15 protein-coding genes and 1 pseudogene are annotated in these 18,590 nt (G+C 58.0%); 8 read left to right on the top strand and 8 right to left on the bottom strand.

The window, feature by feature from the left end:
* Nucleotides 1–7: 7 nt before the first annotated feature.
* Both B0G52_RS29060 and B0G52_RS29055 read left to right on the top strand, forming a co-directional pair.
* On the top strand, nucleotides 8–1,804 hold the full coding sequence (locus tag B0G52_RS29060) for a sensor histidine kinase (RefSeq protein ID WP_198960751.1): 1,797 nt from the start codon (nucleotides 8–10) through the stop codon (nucleotides 1,802–1,804).
* On the top strand, nucleotides 1,738–3,414 hold the full coding sequence (locus B0G52_RS29055) for a response regulator transcription factor (RefSeq protein WP_094049868.1): 1,677 nt from the start codon (nucleotides 1,738–1,740) through the stop codon (nucleotides 3,412–3,414). Before B0G52_RS29060 ends, B0G52_RS29055 begins: the two co-directional genes overlap by 67 nt.
* Here B0G52_RS29055 and B0G52_RS35750 read toward each other — a convergent pair.
* Complete coding sequence (locus tag B0G52_RS35750) at nucleotides 3,396–3,548, bottom strand: hypothetical protein (protein WP_158223926.1); 153 nt, start codon at nucleotides 3,546–3,548, stop codon at nucleotides 3,396–3,398. The genes B0G52_RS29055 and B0G52_RS35750 overlap by 19 nt on opposite strands.
* An 8-nt stretch (nucleotides 3,549–3,556) precedes the next feature.
* Nucleotides 3,557–3,835, bottom strand: a pseudogene (locus B0G52_RS29050) (sulfatase-like hydrolase/transferase); the annotation flags it as partial.
* Between the two features lie 76 nt (nucleotides 3,836–3,911).
* Between B0G52_RS29050 and B0G52_RS29045 the strand changes: the two are divergent.
* A complete protein-coding gene (locus tag B0G52_RS29045; protein ID WP_094049866.1) occupies nucleotides 3,912–6,026 on the top strand; it encodes an alpha-galactosidase in 2,115 nt (704 codons plus the stop codon).
* A 22-nt stretch (nucleotides 6,027–6,048) separates the two neighbouring features.
* On the opposite strand, the gene B0G52_RS29040 is transcribed toward B0G52_RS29045, so the two are convergent.
* The 3 genes from B0G52_RS29040 to B0G52_RS29030 all read right to left on the bottom strand — a co-directional run bounded on the left by B0G52_RS29040 (nucleotide 6,049) and on the right by B0G52_RS29030 (nucleotide 9,291).
* Complete coding sequence (locus B0G52_RS29040; RefSeq protein ID WP_094049981.1) at nucleotides 6,049–6,927, bottom strand: AraC family transcriptional regulator; 879 nt, start codon at nucleotides 6,925–6,927, stop codon at nucleotides 6,049–6,051.
* Between the two features lie 182 nt (nucleotides 6,928–7,109).
* A complete protein-coding gene (locus B0G52_RS29035; protein ID WP_094049865.1) occupies nucleotides 7,110–8,255 on the bottom strand; it encodes a glycosyltransferase WbsX family protein in 1,146 nt (381 codons plus the stop codon).
* 91 nt (nucleotides 8,256–8,346) lie between these two features.
* Entirely contained in the window at nucleotides 8,347–9,291 is a 945-nt protein-coding gene (locus B0G52_RS29030; protein WP_094049863.1) for an AraC family transcriptional regulator, read from the bottom strand.
* A 158-nt stretch (nucleotides 9,292–9,449) separates the two neighbouring features.
* Between B0G52_RS29030 and B0G52_RS29025 the strand changes: the two genes are divergently transcribed.
* The 3 genes from B0G52_RS29025 (at nucleotide 9,450) to B0G52_RS29010 (ending at nucleotide 13,320) form a co-directional block, all read left to right on the top strand.
* A complete protein-coding gene (locus B0G52_RS29025) occupies nucleotides 9,450–10,235 on the top strand; it encodes a hypothetical protein (RefSeq protein WP_094049861.1) in 786 nt (261 codons plus the stop codon).
* A gap of 80 nt (nucleotides 10,236–10,315) precedes the next feature.
* Nucleotides 10,316–12,169 carry a helix-turn-helix domain-containing protein gene (locus tag B0G52_RS36370; protein WP_233163175.1) on the top strand — a complete coding sequence of 618 codons (1,854 nt, stop codon included), beginning with the start codon at nucleotides 10,316–10,318 and terminating at the stop codon, nucleotides 12,167–12,169.
* A 95-nt stretch (nucleotides 12,170–12,264) separates the two neighbouring features.
* Entirely contained in the window at nucleotides 12,265–13,320 is a 1,056-nt protein-coding gene (locus B0G52_RS29010; protein WP_158223925.1) for an ABC transporter substrate-binding protein, read from the top strand.
* Here the strand turns inward: B0G52_RS29010 and B0G52_RS29005 are convergent.
* The 3 genes from B0G52_RS29005 to B0G52_RS28995 form a co-directional block, all read right to left on the bottom strand.
* Nucleotides 13,315–14,379, bottom strand: a complete 1,065-nt coding sequence (locus B0G52_RS29005; protein WP_158223924.1) for a serine hydrolase domain-containing protein — start codon at nucleotides 14,377–14,379, stop codon at nucleotides 13,315–13,317. The genes B0G52_RS29010 and B0G52_RS29005 overlap by 6 nt on opposite strands.
* A 256-nt stretch (nucleotides 14,380–14,635) precedes the next feature.
* The gene (locus B0G52_RS29000) at nucleotides 14,636–15,739 is read right to left on the bottom strand and encodes a DUF4261 domain-containing protein (protein ID WP_094049858.1); all 1,104 of its coding nucleotides are present in this window, start codon (nucleotides 15,737–15,739) and stop codon (nucleotides 14,636–14,638) included.
* A gap of 116 nt (nucleotides 15,740–15,855) precedes the next feature.
* Nucleotides 15,856–17,250 (bottom strand): MATE family efflux transporter, encoded by a 1,395-nt coding sequence (locus tag B0G52_RS28995; protein ID WP_369827157.1) that lies wholly within the window; start codon nucleotides 17,248–17,250, stop codon nucleotides 15,856–15,858.
* Between the two features lie 200 nt (nucleotides 17,251–17,450).
* Between B0G52_RS28995 and B0G52_RS28990 the strand changes: the two genes are divergently transcribed.
* Together B0G52_RS28990 and B0G52_RS28985 are read left to right on the top strand one after the other, a co-directional pair.
* Nucleotides 17,451–18,026, top strand: coding sequence for a bifunctional transcriptional activator/DNA repair enzyme AdaA (locus B0G52_RS28990; RefSeq protein ID WP_094049856.1), 576 nt, complete (start codon nucleotides 17,451–17,453; stop codon nucleotides 18,024–18,026).
* A complete protein-coding gene (locus B0G52_RS28985; RefSeq protein ID WP_094049854.1) occupies nucleotides 18,019–18,561 on the top strand; it encodes a methylated-DNA--[protein]-cysteine S-methyltransferase in 543 nt (180 codons plus the stop codon). The genes B0G52_RS28990 and B0G52_RS28985 overlap by 8 nt, the downstream gene beginning before the upstream one ends.
* Nucleotides 18,562–18,590 lie beyond the last annotated feature (29 nt).

Here is an 18,590-nt window from a genome sequence, read left to right as displayed (position 1 = left end):
AGCGGCCTTGCGCGTATCTCTCTCTAGATGGATGATCCGCTTTACCCGCGGCTTAAGCCTGCGCGGCAAAATACTGACCTTGTACGTATTCATCCTGCTGTTGCCGACATTGCTGCTCGGAAGCGTCGTCGTCTATTTGGTCGTGCGGGGGTTTCACCACAATTATTTGTCCACCGTGGACGAGACGGTCCGTCAGACCGCCCAGGTCGTCGATTTCAGCAAAAGAAGCTACGATCTGCTGGCTGTCCGCACGGCCACCGACGGAGAGCTGGTCGCGCGTCTGGCCCGCCAGTACGACGATATGTCCGAAGTGGTGGATACGGTGAACTACGTAGACCGCACCTTCCTGATCACGAGCAAATATTTGCCCGGCATCGTCGATTTTCGCATCTACCATACGAACGAAACGCTCGTTCAGGACGGCCAATTGTTATGGAGACCGGAGTCCAGAACGATCGCGGGGCAGGAGGAAAGCGCCTGGTATCGGAACGCCGTCGCGTCGGACGAGCCTCTCAGATGGAGCAGCGTGCCGGGCAATGCCAAGCGAACCGTCATCACGCACAAAATTATCGACCGTTCGGGCGTCCCGCTGGGGCTTGTCTATATTTTATTGAATTACGACGCCGTATTCGGAGAACTGCTCGACCATCCGTTTAATGATCGCGGCAGCCTGTTTATCGTCGATCACGACCGGCGCATTCTGGCCGCAACCGATCGCTCGCATATCGGCAAGCGGCTTGCGCTGAGCGAATGGTCCGGGCTCCCCGCCGAGGAAGCCTCCGATCCGGACCAGGGACTGGATCTGACGGGCAGCAAGGAGCTGCTGATCGTCAAGCCGCTGTCGTCCGGGTGGAACGTCGTATCCTCCACGGCCATGAAGCAGCTTAGTGTCCAGAATCGCACGATACTGCTGCTGATCGTCGGCATCACGATCTTTTTCCTGCTGCTGTCCGTTTCACTGATGATGGCCGTCGTGCAGAACATCGTCCGTCGCATTCGCAAGCTGGGCAGCCGAATGGTCGATGTGTCCCGCGGCGAGTTCGAAGCGGCGATCCGTTACAACGAGAGCGACGAGCTGGGCGAGCTGGAAAATAGGTTTAATCTGATGTCCGAGCGGCTGGGCAAGCTTGTGGAGGACATTACCCGGGCGGGCTTGCAGGAGAAGGAGCAGGCGTTCCGGGCGCTGCAGGCGCAGATTAATCCGCATTTCATCTATAATTCGTTGGGTCTGCTTCGCTGGAGGGCGCTGGATGCCCGGGACGGAGAGCAGATTCAAATTATCGACGCCTTGAGCACCTTCTACCGATTGACCCTTAACAATCAGATCAGCGTCATTCGCATTCGCGACGAGGTGGAGCATGCGAAAGCTTATCTGGACATCTGCCAGTTCCGATATCCGGGCAAGGTCAGGATCGATTGGGAAGTTGACGAAGCGGCGCTCGAATTGTACACGATCAAGACGGTGCTGCAGCCGATCGTGGAGAACTGCTATCAGCACGGCGCGATCGTCCGCCGGCCGGAAGCGGTCATTAAGGTTTCCATCATCAGGCGGCAGCATCGCGTCGTCATGTCGGTGTACGACAACGGGCAGGGCATTCCCGAGGACACGCTGCGGCAGCTCGCGACCGGAGTCCGGCAGGGCAAAGGCAACGGGTTCGGCACCGCCAACATTAAGGAACGGCTGGCTCTTTATTTCGGCGAGGACGCCGAATATACGATCGAGAGCGTGCTTGGACAATGGACACGGGTCACGATCGATATGCCGGCCTGCACGGTCCAGCCGTCGATCAGGAAGGGACGATAAAGATGCTGAAGGCGCTTATAGTGGACGACGAAATTTCGCATGTGCAGGGGCTGATTCGCTTTATCGATTGGCAGGAGCTGGGCTTCGGGGCTCCGGCCGCGGCGGAATCGGGAGAGGAGGCGCTGCAGCTGCTGCAAAACTCAAGCTTCGACGTTCTCGTCTCCGACGTCTCGATGCCGGGGATGACCGGGATCGAGCTGGCGGCCGAGGCCAAGCGGCTGCATCCGCATATTCAGATTTTGATGATCAGCGGCTACAACGAATTCGAATTCGTCCAGGACGCGATTCATGTCGGCGCTCAGGCTTACGTCCTCAAGCCGCTCAAGACGGAGGAGGTCGCCGCGCGGCTGCAGACGTTTCGAGACTCGCTGCGCATGCGGATGGAAGTGATGGAGCAGACTCGCGAGTTGGAGAAAAAAGTGTCGGAGAGCGTCCGGCTCGTCAAGGAAAGGTTTGTCAGCGATCTGGTCGCCGACGCTATTTCCGTAACCGAGCTTCTGGACTCCTGGCGGGAGATGCTGCCCGTTCCCGCGCTCGAGCGAGGCTACCGGGTCATCGTGGTCGGACTGGACCGTTATCTCGCGTCGGGACTGGACGCCAAGCAGCGGATGCGGCTTGCCGGCGGCTTCAAGAAGACAGTGGAAATCGGCTTCTCCCACGATGAAGGGATATGGCTCGCGCAGACGGCGCCCGACGAATTCGCGGCGCTGCATTTGAATCCGTCTCCGGCCGCTCTTGCGCTGACCGAGAAGCAGTTTGCATTTATTCAGACGATGATGGGCGAGCAGTACGAGGCTACGGTTACGATCGGCTGTAGCGACGAGGGACAAGCGTGGGAAGAGGCGCCGCTGCTATACAAGGAAATCCGTTTCGGCATGGCCAAGGCGAGACTGGCAGCAGACGGCCAAATCGTGCGCGGCGCGGAGGCGGAGCGGGGGGACTTCGAGGCGTATAGAATGAGGGAGGAATTCGTGCCCGGCTTGCTTCGGCACATGGAAACGGGGGATTCGGAACAGGCCGCGCAGTCGATGGACAGCATCAAGGACGCGCTGCTCGCGGCCGAGGCCATGTCGTTCTCCTACGCTCAGGCGTTCGGCATGAGCATTCTCAGCGAGTTGATCCGTTCTTCGAAAGAGAGGAGCGGAGCAGGCGCCGCCGACCCCATTGTCATGTGGCGGCAGATGCTCGATTGCGGCAGCGCGGCGCAGATGGCGGAGCTGCTGGCCGAATTCGTGCGTCAACATATGGCGTTCGAGCGCAAGACGCATCTGAACCAGCAGCATCATCTGATTCGCAACGTGTCCCAATTTATCGAGGAACGGCTGCGGGAGAACTGGACGGTCAAGCAGTTGGCGGAGCAATTCAATTTGAACGCCAGCTACCTGAGCGTGCTGTTCAAGAAGGAAACCGGCCGGACGATATCCGAATTCGTGCAGATTACCCGAATCAAGCGCGCCAAAGAGCTGCTGCAGGACCCGAACGTCAAAGTGTACGAGGTGGCCGACGAAGTCGGCATCCAGACGACCGCCTATTTCACCTACTTGTTCAAGAAGCTGGTCGGCAGCACGCCGCAGGAATACCGGGATTACGGCTATTCGGCCGATGACTGACGCAAGCGAGCGGGAACGAAGCTGTCGGCTTTGACCTTTAACGTGCGAACGCCTTTCGTGAAGGCGAAGGGCTCGGCCAGCGTCGGCCCCTGCAGCTCCTCCACGGAGAACAGCGAAGCCATATGGGTCGGCATCAACGTATGCTGACCAGATGCGAGTAGACGCCTTGCTTGCGCAGAAGCGCCGGCAGGGAATCGTCGAACGGCTCGAGAGGACCCCAGCTTCGGTGCAAAAAGTTGTAGCGGCCGGTCAGCAGATCCCGTCTCGCGGGCATGCAGGGCATGCTGCCCACCCAATGGTTGTCGAACGTGACGCTTTTGTCGGCCAATCGGCTAAAAGCAGGCCCAGCCAGCCGACCGGACGGCGATTGGTTTTTTTGCGTTTTGATTGCCTTCGGGCGCGGAATCATCATATCGTCCATGATTATCATGAGATCGTCAATGGCCTCGGACGGCGATATTCCGTACGATAAGCGCATGAGAAAATGAGGTGAGCTTATGAGCATACAATTTTATTCGGATCAACGGTTGTTCTCGATTGCCACGGCTAACAGCTCTTACGTGTTCGGCCTGAACGACAAAGGCACGCTCCAGCATCTGTACTGGGGAGACCCGGTCGCGGCGGCCGATTGCGCTCCGCTGCTCGGCTCCGGTTCCCACAGCTCGTTCGACGCCGCGCTGGATCGCGAGGTCGAGGAGTACGCCGGCTGGGGCGGGCTGTCGTATATGGAGCCTTCGCTTAAAGTGCGGTGGCACGACGGCGTGCGCGACTTGCGCCTGGTCTACGACAACTATCGCATCGATGCGGCGGCGGCCGGTAAAGAAACGCTGACGATCGTGCTGAAGGACGAGTCGTATCCGCTCGAAGCGCGTCTGACTTATTCCGTTCTGCCCGGCCTCGACCTGATCGAGCGCTCGGTCGTTCTCGTTAATACCGGCGACCGCGACATCGTGCTAGAGAGCGCGCAGTCGGCCGCCTGGTCGCTGCCCGAGCTTCCCGACTACCGGCTGACGCATGTGACGGGCAAATGGTCCGGCGAGTTCCAACTGCGGAACACGATTCTCTCGGAAGGCAAGAAGGTGCTGGAATCGCGGCGCGGGTTCACCGACGGACATGCCAATCCGTGGTTCGCGATCGACGACGGCCACGCGATTGAGTCGGCCGGCCGAGTCTGGTTCGGCGCGCTGGGCTGGAGCGGCAACTGGAAGATCGCCGCGGAGAAGACGGCGTTTAACCGCGTGCGGGTAACGGGCGGCATCAACGATTTCGACAGCGAGTGGACGCTGGCCGCCGGCGAGAGCTTCGAGACGCCGACATTCGTCGGCGGGTATTCCTCGGCGGGCTTCGGCTCGATGAGCCGCCAGCTGCATCGGTATCAGTACGATTACGTATCGCCTTCCGGGGAATGGCGCAAGGTGCTGTACAATTCGTGGGAGGCGACTTACTTCGACGTCAACGTCAAGGACCAGACGGCTTTGGCGGAGCGCGCGGCGAAGCTTGGCGTGGAGCTGTTCGTCATCGACGACGGCTGGTTCGGCCAGCGCAATCACGATCGCGCGGGTCTGGGCGACTGGCACGTCAATCCGGACAAGTTCCCAAGCGGGCTTGGCGAGCTGATCGGCAAGGTGCGCGAGCTGGGCATGGACTTCGGCATCTGGGTCGAGCCGGAGGCCGTCAACCCCGACAGCGACTTGTACCGCAGCCACCCGGACTGGGTATACCACTTCCCGACGCGTTCGCGGACCGAGCTGCGCAACCAACTGGTGCTCAACATCTCGAAGCCCGAGGTCAAGCGTTACATCGTCGATTTTATGTCCAAGCTGCTCGGCGGTAATGACATTTCTTTCGTAAAATGGGACATGAACCGGACGATCACCGAGCCGGGCATGCAGGACCATCCGCTTAACCGGCAGAAGGAGCTGTGGATTCGCCACGTGCGCAGCCTGTACGAAATTTGGGCGGAGCTGCGCGGGAAGTTCCCGAACGTCGCGTTCGAGACGTGCGCGGGCGGCGGCTCGCGCATCGACCTCGGCATGCTGCGTTACGCCGACCAGGCGTGGCCGAGCGACAATACCGACGCCTTCGACCGGCTCAGCATTCAAGAGGGCTTCTCCTACGTCTATGCGCCGAGGCTGATGACCTGCTGGGTGACCGAGGCGGTAAGCGGGATGAACAAGAGGGTCACGTCGCTGCCGTATCGGTTCCACAGCGCAATGACGGGCACGCTTGGCATCGGCGCGAAGCTGAACGAATGGAGCGAAGAGCAGCTTGCGGAAGCTTCCGGCCTGGTGGCGCAGTACAAGGCGGTTCGCCCGCTCGTGCAGGGCGGCCGGCAGTACCGTCTGGATGCGCTGAAGCATAGGGGCGTGGACGCGGTGCAGTACGTCGGCGGAGACGGCGAGGAGAGCGTGCTGTTCGCCTTCCTGCACTCGCAGAAGCTCGGCGACCGACTGCCGCGGCTGTGTCTGCAAGGGCTGAAGCCCGACGCCGTCTACGAGATCGAAGGCGTCGACGGTTCGCATAGCGGCCGGGCGCTGATGCGGATCGGTGTGGAGCTGCCGCTGCGCGGCGACTTCGACAGCTTGATGTATCACATCCGGGAACGGCGGTAACGCCGGTTACGGCAAGGGGAAGTTAATCCTGATGCGCGCTTCGGTACGCGGAGGGGGACTTCCCCATTATCTTTTTAAATAGGCGGGAGAAGTAGTAGGGGTCCTGGAAGCCGGTCCGCAGGCTGACCGCCTTTACGCTCTGATCGGTCAGGGCGAGGTACTGGCTGGCCGACTGGATTTTTAATCGCAAATAATAATCGATCGGCGAGTAGCCGGTTCTCTTTTTGAACAATTGGGTGAAATGAGGGACCGACAGCGCCGCCTGCGCCGCGAGTTCGGCCAGCGAGACATTGTCCTCCAGATGCTCCGTCATATACCTCAGCGCCTGCTCGATGTTGGGCTGTCTGCGCGGATTCGGCGTCTCCTGCCTTCCGGCGTAGGCCAGACGGATAATGGCGGCCAGGTGGCCGGCGAGCTGCGAGGCGTAAATGACGTGCTCCAGCGAATGGCCCTGGCTCAGAAACTCGTAGCATTCGTCGAACAGGCCGATAATCTCGGCCGAGCGCTCCACCGGAATAGGGAAGGGCTCTGCGCTGCGTTCCAGGCCGAAGAAGGAGGAGGCGAGCTCCCCCTTCATATGAAACCAGTAGATCGTCCAGGGGGATTCCTCCGAGGAGCCGTACTCGTGGGGGGCGCCGGCAGGGATGACCGTAAGCTCTCCCTTGCGGACCTCGTGCCGTCGCTCGCCGTCCAGTCTGACCCACCCGGAGCCTTCCGTGCAATACATGATCACGTAAGCTTCGATGCCTTCCGTCCTTCTCCAGTAATGGTTGCGCGCTTTCGGGAACCAGCCGATGTCCGTAATGTGCAGCGGCCGAACGAGCGGATGATCGGCGCATTCGTCCATCATATGGACGGGCAGCACAAGCAGTCTCTCTTGATCCCCGGATCGTCTATCCATCGCTGCGTTCTTCCTCCCATCCTTTTTTCGGACTTGTCCGCCGATCGCTCTTATCCTCATATCGTCCATCATTGTACGCGGATTGTCAATGGTGAGCGCGGGCGGAATCTTGCCCGGTTTCGGCAAAAAAACCAGGCCTCCCCGGTATGTCCCGTGGTTGGTCTGGTTTTTGCTTTCTCGTTCTATCCTTCGCTTCCGAACGTGTCCCTGATCGCTTCCAGATAGCCGAAGCCGTGAACCGTATCCGGCTCGATGTAGCTGCCCTCCGTCCATTCGTTCCACGAATTGATGGTCACGATCGGAGGAGTCGTGCCGCTCTCCGCCAAGAATCGCTTCACCGCGGCGAGCGGTTTGCGGAATTCGTCTGGCGTGTTGCCGACGAGAATCGGAGTGAAGGGATAGCCCATGTTCGCATGCACATCGGATTGGACGGTGCGGGGGCTCGAGTCCCAGCCCATCGAGACGTTCGGGAAATAAGGGAGGCCGTATGCGCCGAACTGCTCGCGATATTTACTCCAGTCCTGCTCGGCTTTCAGCGCATAAGCCGGGTAGTCGACGGTCGGATACGTCTCCATCGGCACGTTGTGAATCCACACGTACGAGGTGACGCTGTCGAAGCCAAGCTCCTTCACGCGCTCCCCCGGATTTTCCAAAGTGCGTTCTCCCGGCAGGTTTTGAATGCCCCAGACGACGGCGTTCAGATGGAGCTCTCCGAGGCCGGCCGCGCGTACTTTGGCACGGAACCTGTCCAGCGCCGCTTTCGTTCCTTCCAAGCCCCCGAGGCTCTGCATCAGGCTCATCAGCTCGTAGAAGGAGAAGTACAGACCGCCTTCGACCCGCCAATAGGACGGATGCCGAAAGTATTTCTCGATCATGTAGTCGCAGGCTCTCTCGAACGCTTGAAGCGAGACTTGGCCGCTGTGCAGCAGCGTATGGTCCATTCCTCTTTTATACGGAAAAATGTTGATCCAATCGTGGTTCGCCCACATCAGCGAAAATTTCAGCCGATCGTTGTTGTCCGCCTTCAGAAAGCCTTCCTCCAGCGCCCGGTTGAGGAACGCGCCGTCTTCGTACCAGTACCAGTCGTAGATGAAGGCGTCGATGCCGTGATCGGCCGCCGCCGCGATTTGCCGCTCCGCCGTCTCCGGCTTCGATTCGTCCAAGTAGCCCCATAGCGGGACTTTCGGCTGCTGATGACCGGGAAACCGCGGCGTCGCCCTGCGCACCAGCTCCCACTCCGTCCAGCCCTGGCCATGGGCGGCCTCGTTGCGGGGATCTACATGATAGTTCGGAAAATAATAGACGGCCACTTCCGGTTTACGATTCATTCGGATAATCACCTTTCATCAAGAGGTTACTCCGAGTGTATCGCAAGGAAGGGGCCGCGTATTTGGACGAAACGCCGATGCTGTTGGACGATTAGCGGAATTTAGGACGCAGCGATTGGACGTACTGAACCGGCGACATCCCTTCCGATTTTTTGAACAGACGGCTGAAATAATGAAGATCGGCATAGCCGACCTCCTCGGCGATCTGCCCTACGGACAGTTCCGAATGAAGGAGCAGCTCCTTAGCTCGTTCCATCCTTAGGACCAAGAGCATCTCCATCGGCGATTTGCCAGTCGCTTCCTTGAACAGCGCTCGAAAATGGCTCGGAGACAGATGAACGGAGACCGCGATGTCCGCAAGCTGAATCGGCATCCGATAGTTAACCTTCATCCACTGAACAGCCTGTTGGATACGTTCGCTCTGCGGATGCCGCTTGCTGATGCCCGAGGGGGTGGCCAGTTGGCGGACAATGACGGCAAGCAGGCTCAGCATATCCGCCCGGAGCTGCAGCTCCTTGCCGTACGATTCGCTCCCGTGCACGCGGTACATTGCCCGCAGCAGCGCTTCGCAGACGAGCGGTTCCTGCGCGGCGAACACATATGGAAATTCGACCTCGGCGAGGCGAACGACCGGACGATCGGTCAGCTCGGGTTCGTCGGGAATATACGGGGCGTGCAAGTAATCATGGCTGGTATACACTTCATCGACGGAGAAATCGAACGATTCTCCCATGTAGGCGAGATCGAAATGAACGGCGTAATAGTGGAACTTCTCGCCGGCGGGCACCGTGCAGGAATGCCGCACAAGCGGAGGCATGAACAGCAGATCGCCCGCGGCGAGCGGATAGTCGGCCCCCTCGATCTCGTAGTCGCAGTGGCCGGCAACGACATATATAAGCTCATAATCATAGATGATTCTCGGAGGGAGCCTATACCGGTCGTCTCCCTCGATGTGCTGCACGAGCCGGACGTAGGGTGCCAGCTCATGGAAGCCTATTTTTCGCGATTCGCGTTTATGAGATTGGCTTGAATTCATCGGAACCTCCCATTGTCGGCAGCTGTATCTTGTTCTTGAGGTATTTTATCATAACTGCCAATCGTTCGAGCATCGCTCAGTCGAAAAGAGGGGGATTTTGGAGAATTAGCGAATATGTCCTCATAGCGACTTGCGTGAAGAATGGGAGAGAGATCGTGATGTGGACGCAATTGGCCGAATTCCTTCAAGCAAACGGAAGAGAAACTCTTATTATTTCAGTCGTCGGCACGTTGCTGGTCTGGATGTATAAGCAGTTTAAGGGGATGATCGACCGTGAGCAGCAGGAGAAGCTGGCGACGGTGCAGTTGAAACAGACCTTGTTTACGAAGCTGGAATTAAATCTTGCGAGCGTTCTTCACCTGGGCGACGAGGAGAGCAAACGGCGTTTGCTTGAGCTGCTGGGGGAATGCGGACCGTATTTGACCCGAATGCAGCGCACCTTGGTTCGGGATTATTGCAAGAGCTTCGATCCCGGAGTGCTGCATACTTTACAGGAACTAACTATTTACGAAGCGGATAAGCTGGATCGGCAAATGGAAAAGCTCGGCGAGACCAAAGATAGCGGAGAATGGTTCATCTATATTCAGAGGCTGTACGCCCCGGTGTGGCCGATTATCACATTCGCCTTGGTTGGGGTATACATCTTCGGGTTATTCCTGTTTGTCGGTCAGGGAGCGACCTCGTGGATACAAATCAATATTTTGATCTCCGGAATATCCATTTTGTTGTCCGTCTCTTTGGTAGTGGCCGGAGGTCCCCTTGTTGCGAAAAACAAAATGGGTAAGCAGGGAGCCAAGCGCTGGGGAGTTTTTGCACTGATTCTACTGTCTCCATCGCTAATACTAATTGAATTGGAGATGTCCTTGGTCTCCATAGCCATTCAAGTTACAGCGCTTGTATTTCTGTGGTTCAACAAACGTCCGCCGGGAATTATCCGTCTATAGTGAGGAGAACAAGATTGACCGGGTAGTCCCTAACAACGTCCCCAACCCGACGGAAATGCATTCATGGGAGAGATCAGGCGATGTTTCTTAAAAAAACGACCATACGGAAAAACGGCTCCACCTACGAGTATTATCGCATTGTGGAAGCCTACGTCGATGAGAACGGCAAGAGGAAGCATCGCCATATTCAGTATGTAGGCTTGTTAGCGCCGGAGGAGGCGGAGCGGCTGCGGGAGGATTTGCGGCGAAGAAGCCGGACTCATCGGAAATCCGGGGACTCGGCACCACCCGAGCGGCTTCCTGCAGCACTCCCTCTCCCTACACCCGAGACACAGCCGCCTGACAGACCGATCTACGCGTTGATAGAAGCGCAGCTATTGTCCTATGCCCCGCATGCGGACAAAGAATGGAACATGACCGACGACGATATGCTGCTGCTGGTCCGGGAAGGGCGCGGCACTTTGCAGCTGGCGGGGCGCAAGCTGACTCTGCATGCCGGAGTCGCCGTGTTCTGTCCGGCCGAGAGCGGCATGTACGTCATGAACGAGCATCACTCGCCCTTGCTGATCGATCGGATCGCGTTCGAGATGCTGGCTCCCTCCGCCGAAGACGGCGCATACCGTCGCGCCGAAATTCGGGACATGTCTCCCGGCGTTCTCGATCACTCGTTTCCCCAGCGCGTGCTGCAATTGGCGCAGGAACTGCGTCTGGCCGCCGAGCGGAACGAGCATGCGCTGAACGTCCAGTCTTTGTTCACGCAGGTGATTTCGGCTTTCTTTCAGCCGCAGGCGATCGAAGCGACGCAGGAAACCCGGCGTCTGATGGAGCAGACCGTCCGTTACATTCAGCAGCATTATCGCGAACCGATTACGAGGGATCGGCTCGCCGCGCGGATCGGCGTCAGTCCCGAGCATTTCTCCCGGGTTTTCCGCAGGGAAACCGGCCTCAGCTTCGTCGAATATCTCGGGCGGGCCAGAATCCGCAAGGGGCAGGAGCTGCTTCAGCTGACGGACAAAGACCTGCGCGTCATCGCCGAGGAGACCGGGTTCGCCAACGATTATTACTTCAGCCGGAAGTTCAAGCAGTACGTGGGCGTGCCGCCGACGGTCTACAAGAAGCAGCCGAAACGGATAGCCGCTTTGATGCCGCACGTCACCGCCTGTCTGATGGCTTGGGATATCGTCCCGGCGCTGGGCATCGTCGGCTTATGGATGGAGCCTTGGCTAACCTCTTATTTCCGGGAGCGTCTGGATTGGTCGTCCTTCAGGCAGGGGGAATGGTACAGCGACAAAACTCTGGAGTGGCTTGCCGCCAATCCGCCCGATCTGATCATCGTGTACCGGGAGGAGTACACCGAGAGCTTGTGGGACATCGCTCCGGTATTGACGATTCCGGAACAATGCGACGATTGGAGAGAGGAACTGCTGACATTGGCGTCGGCAGCGGGATGTGTCCGTCAGGCCGAGCAGTGGATGACGACGTTTAACGAGAAGGCGGCTGAAGCCCAACGAAGACTGGACATTCTTCAATTCCGCGGAGATACTTTCCTGATCGTGAAAATCGTCTCGGGAAAATGCTACGTCTACGGCAACTTGACCAGCATGGGCGGATGTTTGGTTTACGACGTGCTGGGGTTGCAGCCGCCGCCTGCGGTACATCGCAACATTATCGAGAGAGGACTGCTGAACATTTACGTGCCGCTGGAGGAGCTGCCCGATTATTCCGCGGATCATATCTTTTTGTTCAACTACCATTCGCACTGGCTTCCCGACGACTGTGCGCTGCTCGAGTCGGATGTCTGGCGCGGTTTGCCGGCGGTGCGGAACGGGCGAGTCTACGAGCCGGACTCCAACGTTTTTTACGGATACGATCCGCTGTCGATGGACAAGCAGTTGGACAGCTTGATGGGACGGTTGGAGTCACATTCGGGTTGAATATTGATCATCTGTCTGCATGGACAACATTTCTGTACTCCTGATACGCTGTCATCGATAATAATTATCATTTTCATTCAGGGGGATCAGATACAATGTTCAGGCCCGTTCGTAAAATCCGCTTAGGGATCGTCGTTGCCAGTATGATCTATGTTGCTTTGCTTGCCGGGTGCGGCAGTTCGCAGAACGAGTCTGCGCCGAGCTCCGCTTCACCGAGTCCCGCATCGGCCAGCGCCTCAGCCGTTCCGTCGGCATCCGAGTCGACTGCTTCCGCCGATCCGTCCGACGAAGGCGCGACCCGCATCGTGAAGACCGCCCTCGGAGACGTCGAAATACCGGCTCATCCCAAACGGGTGGTCGCAGGTTACTACCATGGCACGTTGCTGGCTTTGGACTTCCCGGTGGTGGGGGCAAGCAAGGAATGGTGGATGGGCAGCCCGTTCCTGAAGGAACGGGAACAGAGCATCGAGGACATCGGCTCGCCTCCGTCCTTGGAGAAGGTGCTGGCGCTCGATCCCGACTTAATCGTCATCTACGACAGCAATTTCGAGGATTACGAAGCGTTATCGAAAATCGCGCCCACCGTCTACGTGCCTTACGATTCAACGATGGGCATCCGCGAAGAGGTGCGCTTGTTCGCCGAATTGTTCGGCCGGGAAGCGGAGGCTGACGCATGGTTCGCGAAGTACGAGCAAGAAGCTTCCAAAGCCAGAGAGCGCCTGAAGGATATAATCGGACCCGATACGACCGCGACCCTCATTCATCCGAACGGACAGGAGCTTGCCGTGCTCGGGGATAACTTCGGACGGGGCGGGGAAGCGATGTACCATGCCATCGGTCTTAAAGCCAACGAAAGGGTGCAGCGCGAAGTGATCGACAGCGGCGTCCAGTACCAGGATATCTCGCTGGAACTGCTCCCGGAGTATACGGACGCCGACATCGTGTTTCTCTGTTCATGGGACGGAACGACCGAGGAAGAGCTGAAGAGAGTCGTCGACAGCGGGGTATGGAGACAGCTGCCGGCCGTTCGGGACAACCGCGTCATCGTGCTGGATTACCAAACCTTCTTCTACTTCGATCCGATCTCCGTACTCGGACAGATCGGGGCGTTGGCCGACGAGCTTGAGCGGCATTTTGCGGAGCGGTCATAGCTGTAAAGGCTGGGAGAGCGCAGCGATCAAGGCATCCCAATGGTCCACAACCTGGTCTGGGGGAATGTCGGATATTCGGGTCGCTACGACTACCGTTCGCGCATGAGGGTCAATGATCATGTATTGCGCGCCGTAACCTGTTGCAAGGTAGATGTCCCGATCCCGATACGAGTCAATGGTGTTCAGGAGCCACCAGCCGTAGCCGTAAGAAGCCGAATTCGGCCGGCCGCCGCCATCGGATTGAAAGCCGGTCGCTTCTTGAATCCATTTTTCGGGAATGATCCGCTTGCCGTCCCACTCTCCGCCATTCACATATAATTGGCCGATTCTCGACAACTGGACGGGGGTCAAATACAAATTCGATCCTCCCATAGAATGACCTTGCGGATCGGCAGTCCATTGATCGGCGCTGAATCCAAGAGGGGCGAACAGCTTCTCGTTGGCGTATTGCAGGGCGCTCATTCCGGTCGATTGCGCAAGGATGGCGGACAGCAGGTGAGTGCTGGCCGTACTGTAGTTATAGGTTTCTCCCGGCGGATGGGCCAGCGGAAGGCGCAGAATACGGTCAATCCAATTGTCGGAAGAGAAAATCTCCATCATCAGCGGGGAATTTTCCACGATTTCCAGGCCATCGGTCATCGTAAGCAAGTGCTTGATCGTCATCCGTTCTTTGCCGCCCGTCCAGTCGTACCCCGGAAAAAAGTCGGAAATGCGCTGGTCGACGCCGCGCAGGCTGCCCTCGGAGATCGCGATTCCGATGAGAGAAGATAAAATCACTTTGGTTACGGACTTGATATTATTCGCTTGGGATCGGGTTGCGCCGTTATAGTATTTTTCGTACAGGATTGAGCCGTCGCGGACGAACAGCAAGCTGTATGCGCCGGAATCCTTTTTGATCTTGTCGTGCGCGGCGTCCAGCAGTTTCAGGGGCGTTTCCAGAGCCGCTTCGCTGCCTGCTGCGGAGAGCGTCGGCGCTGGCGGGCCTGAGGGAGCGCGCTGGCTGCATCCGCCAGCAAGCAGCGGCAACAAGAGCAGCAAGATAATCCCTTTTCTATACATGAGCTTCGTTTCCCCCTTGCTTTCCATAGCAAGGGGCTGTCCTATAAGTAAGGGCGTACAAGATTATCGATGAAAAAAAGAAGGGCATCTATCTCCTGGAGACTGCCTCATACGGTCCTAAAATTACCTTGTAACGGGTTTACCATTTCAAATTTTAGGATCGTATAGCAGCGGTAGGAGATAGATGCCCATGAACATTCATTCATCGATAATCGTTCGGTACGACTCTGTATACTTACAGGACAGTCCCTTCCGCTTAAAATCCGATCTTGAGGCTGTCTCCTCCGACGTATACGCCTTCCGATCGGGTGATCGGGAGCTTCTGTTCCGCCGAGAAACCGATCGTTTCCCCGTCGTGAAGCGTGACGTCCTGTACGACGATATAGTCCGAAATGTCGATGAGGAAGTCGCGCAGCTCGGCGGGACTCGCTTGGCTGTCCAGTACTTCAATTTCATCCTTGCCGAAAGCGTTCAGTCCGCAGGTGTATCCGCTAATGCCGGATTCCCCGGCCACGAGTCCGAAGTGCACCAGATTCAATAGGGGAAACTCGTCGTCTCTCAGCGCCGTTACGGCCATCTCGACGAACAGCTCCGGCTGAAAGACGGTGCCGGACGTGTAGATGCCGATCGCATTGGGCAGCTTTAAGCAGCTTGCCGCCAGCTTGGCGTACATTTTGCCGCTGTCAAGCGGAGAGCCGGACCGGTCGAAGACGGCCAGAATGATCTGGGCCACATGAGTCTTGGCGACCTCCGCCGCTTCGCGCCACATATAGTTGAACTGGGCGTTGCGCTCGGCTTCCCCGTCCGGAACCGGCGCGTCGACGAAGCTGACTGCCAGCATGCAGCCGCCCGCTTCGAACACGAGCGTGCCTTCCGCTTCTTCCTCATTCTCTTCCGGCGAACCGGAAATGTTCCAATCGTTCAACAGATTTGCCTTGATCAGCTGCAGATCGCACTCGCTGCTGTTCAGCAGAATAAAACCGTTGAACACGCCGGATGAGCGCGAGTCGTCCTCCTCCGCTTGCGAGGACGAAATCTCCGCCGCCTGCTTCATCCAATATTCGCGGATCGCCTCGACCATCGCGACAGCGTCCCGTTCCGCCGTGGCGGGATCGTAAGGCTGCATCTCGCTGAACACGTGTCCGCAATGCTCGGTATCCGCCGGGTGCTCGTAACCTCCGCAGACGCCCAGAAGCCATTTGCCGAACAGGCTCTTTTTGTACTTAAACATATAATAGCGCATGTCGTGCAGATCGAACTGGCCGGCCGTCTCGATTTTGCTGGGCTTCTGTCCGAGCTCGCGTTCGTCGGATAGCCAGGCAATCATCGACTCCATAGCCGCTTGCCGCTGAACCGTCATTTTTTCCTCTCCTCGACCATGAGAAATCAAAACCTGTAAAGGGATATTCTACCAATCTATCGGCCGGAATTCAATGAATCGAAGGAACCATCCGTCAGGCAGGACGAACGTTTCGGCTACACCAGCTTATGCTTGTACCACTTGTCTCCCTTGAATCGCAAGCCGAAGATGACGCTGCGCACGCCCCATTCGGCGACCATGGCGATCCAGATGCCGAGAATCCCCATGCCGAAGGTAATGCCCAAAATATATCCCAGGATGATCCGGAACAGCCACATCGTCAGCAGCGAGGAGAACGACGTAAACTTCGAATCCCCGGCTGCGCGGAGGGCGGAAGGCAGCACGAAGCTCAGCGCCCACATGAGCGGCTGCGCGATCGAGATCAGCAGCACCAGATGGAAGATCGAGGGCACGATTTCGTCCGGCGCGGCGTACAAATTCATCAGCAGCGGGAACAAGGGCAGAATGATGCCCGTGAGCAGCAGGAAGAGAACGACGGAGAAGCCCAGGAACGACTTGATAAACTTCCGCGCATCCTCGATATCTCTGCTCCCGATGCATTGCCCGACGACGGTGACGATCGCGACGCTGAGCGTGCTGCCGCCGATCTGCAGGAGCATGGAGATCGAGCCCGCGATGGCGTTGGCGGTCAGCGCCAGCGTGCCGAGCTGGACGATGAACGTCTGCGTCAGCAGCTTGCCGCCGTTGAAGAACATCTGCTCGGCCGCGAACGGCAGCCCGATGAACAGTATTTTTTTCAGAATGCCGACATCCAGCTTGAACAGCCGCTTCATCGTAAAATGCAAAGTGTGATTGTACTTGAGCAGGTAGACGAACGAAGCCGCCGCGCCGATCGCTCGGGCCGCGATCAACGAGATAGAGAGGCCGACGACGCCCATGTCGAAGCCCTTGATCAGGACGAAATTCAGCAGAAAATAAGCGAGGTTCATGATCACCGAGATGACCAGACTCGCTTTCGTCTCTCCGACTCCCCGGAGCACGCCTCCCACGGCCTGCTGCACGGCCAGAAACGGAAACGAAATGCAGCTCCCCACCAAGAAGATCGTCGCCTTATGGAACACGTCCTCGTCCACGCCGCCGAACAGCAGGCCCAGCGTCTGTTTGTGAAAGAGGATGACGGCGACGCTGATCAGCAAGGCGAAGGCCGTGACCGCGGAGATCGCTTGGGCTGCCGCGCGGCACACCATGTCGCGGTTGCCGCTGCCCTTGTACTGCGCGACGATGACCGTTCCCCCGGTCGCCACAGCGATAAATACGCTGATGATGAAAATGTTGAGCGTATCCACCGTGCTGACGGCGCTGATCGCGGCGACGCCCGAGGAACTGATCATCGCTGTATTCAAGATGGCCATCAGAACGATGAACGAAGTATCGACGAAGATCGGCAGGGTAATGCCGAACACTTGCTTGTAATCCATCGACTTGCCGGTAAAATGCTTGTTCAGCCAGAAGTCGGCTCGCCCTCTCAGGGCCGATGCTGTGCGCTTCAATGTGCCATCACTGCTTTTCTTGTTATGACTTGAATGAATACCTGTATTCTACTCCAATGCTCGGGATCTGTAAAAAATATTGCGCGGCGACGGCGGCCGGTCCGGTATCCGAACGATGTCGAAATGTTGCGCTCCTATTGCCGAATCGTACTATGGGATGGCGGTTTGCCTTATACTAAGGAGGAAAGCGAGGCGATAGAATGGAGCGGCAATTGTTCGATCGCGTGTACGAAGCGGTCGTGAATCGGGAGACGACCTACGAAGGAATTTACTATACTGCGGTCAGGACGACGAAGATCGTATGCCGTCCGACTTGCCGGGCCAAAACCCCGCTCGCCGTCAACGTGACGTTTTATCCCTCTCTTGAGGCGGCCGTTCGCGCCGGTTATCGGCCGTGCAAGCGGTGCAAGCCCGAGGAGAACGGGCCGCTTCGGCCGGATGCGGTGCTGGCGGAGCAGACGGATGCGATCATCGGGAAGCGCTACCGCGAGAAGCTGACTTTGCAAGTATTGGCCGATTCGCTGGCGATCAGCCCTTATCATCTGCAGCGGGTGTACAAGCAGGTGAGAGGCTACTCTCCCCAAGAGAAGACGGAGCGCGTAAGGCTGGAGCAGGCGAAGAAGCTGCTGCGGGACTCCGCGGCCTCCGTCGCGGACATCGGCGAATCGGTCGGGTATGCCAGTCCCCCGCATTTTACGGCATGGTTTTGCAAGAGAACGGGCGTCTTGCCAACGGAGTACCGCAGCGGACATAAAGGAGGAAGCAACGATGAGTGAAAATAAAAGATACAGACAGACGATCGTCGGCTTTAACCGGCCTTGGACGCTTGTTGCGACCGAGCGGGGCGTCAGCGAGCTGATCTACCCTCCGGAGGTCGCGGCCCAGGCCGGATTCACGGAAGATTACGCGCAGCTTCCCGAAGCGCCCGGCCTGTTCGAGCAGTTCGGCATTGTCGAACGGCTGGAGCGGTATTTCGCGGGGGAGCCCGTCAGCTTCGAAGGCGTCCCGCTCGATGTGCGGGGGACGCCTTTCCAGACAAGCGTATGGACGGGCTTAAGCCAAATCCCGTACGGCAAGACGCTGACCTACAAGCAGTTCTCCGATGTGCTCGGCAAGTCCTCGGCGGTGCGGGCGGTAGGCACGGCGATCGGGCGCAATCCTCTGCCGGTCGTGCTGCCTTGCCACCGGGTCGTCGGCTCGAACGGCACGCTGACGGGTTTCAGGGGCGGACTGCAGATGAAGCGGGATATTTTGGCTCTGGAGGGCGTCACCTCGATGTCGGCGGCCGGACACGACCGGTTCCGTTTCTAACGGATCGCGCCGCCTCTCTTCCTGATTAT

This window comes from Cohnella sp. SGD-V74, assembly GCF_003001675.1.
Classification (GTDB): domain Bacteria; phylum Bacillota; class Bacilli; order Paenibacillales; family Paenibacillaceae; genus Cohnella.
This window is presented reverse-complemented; position numbering and strand designations above follow the sequence as displayed.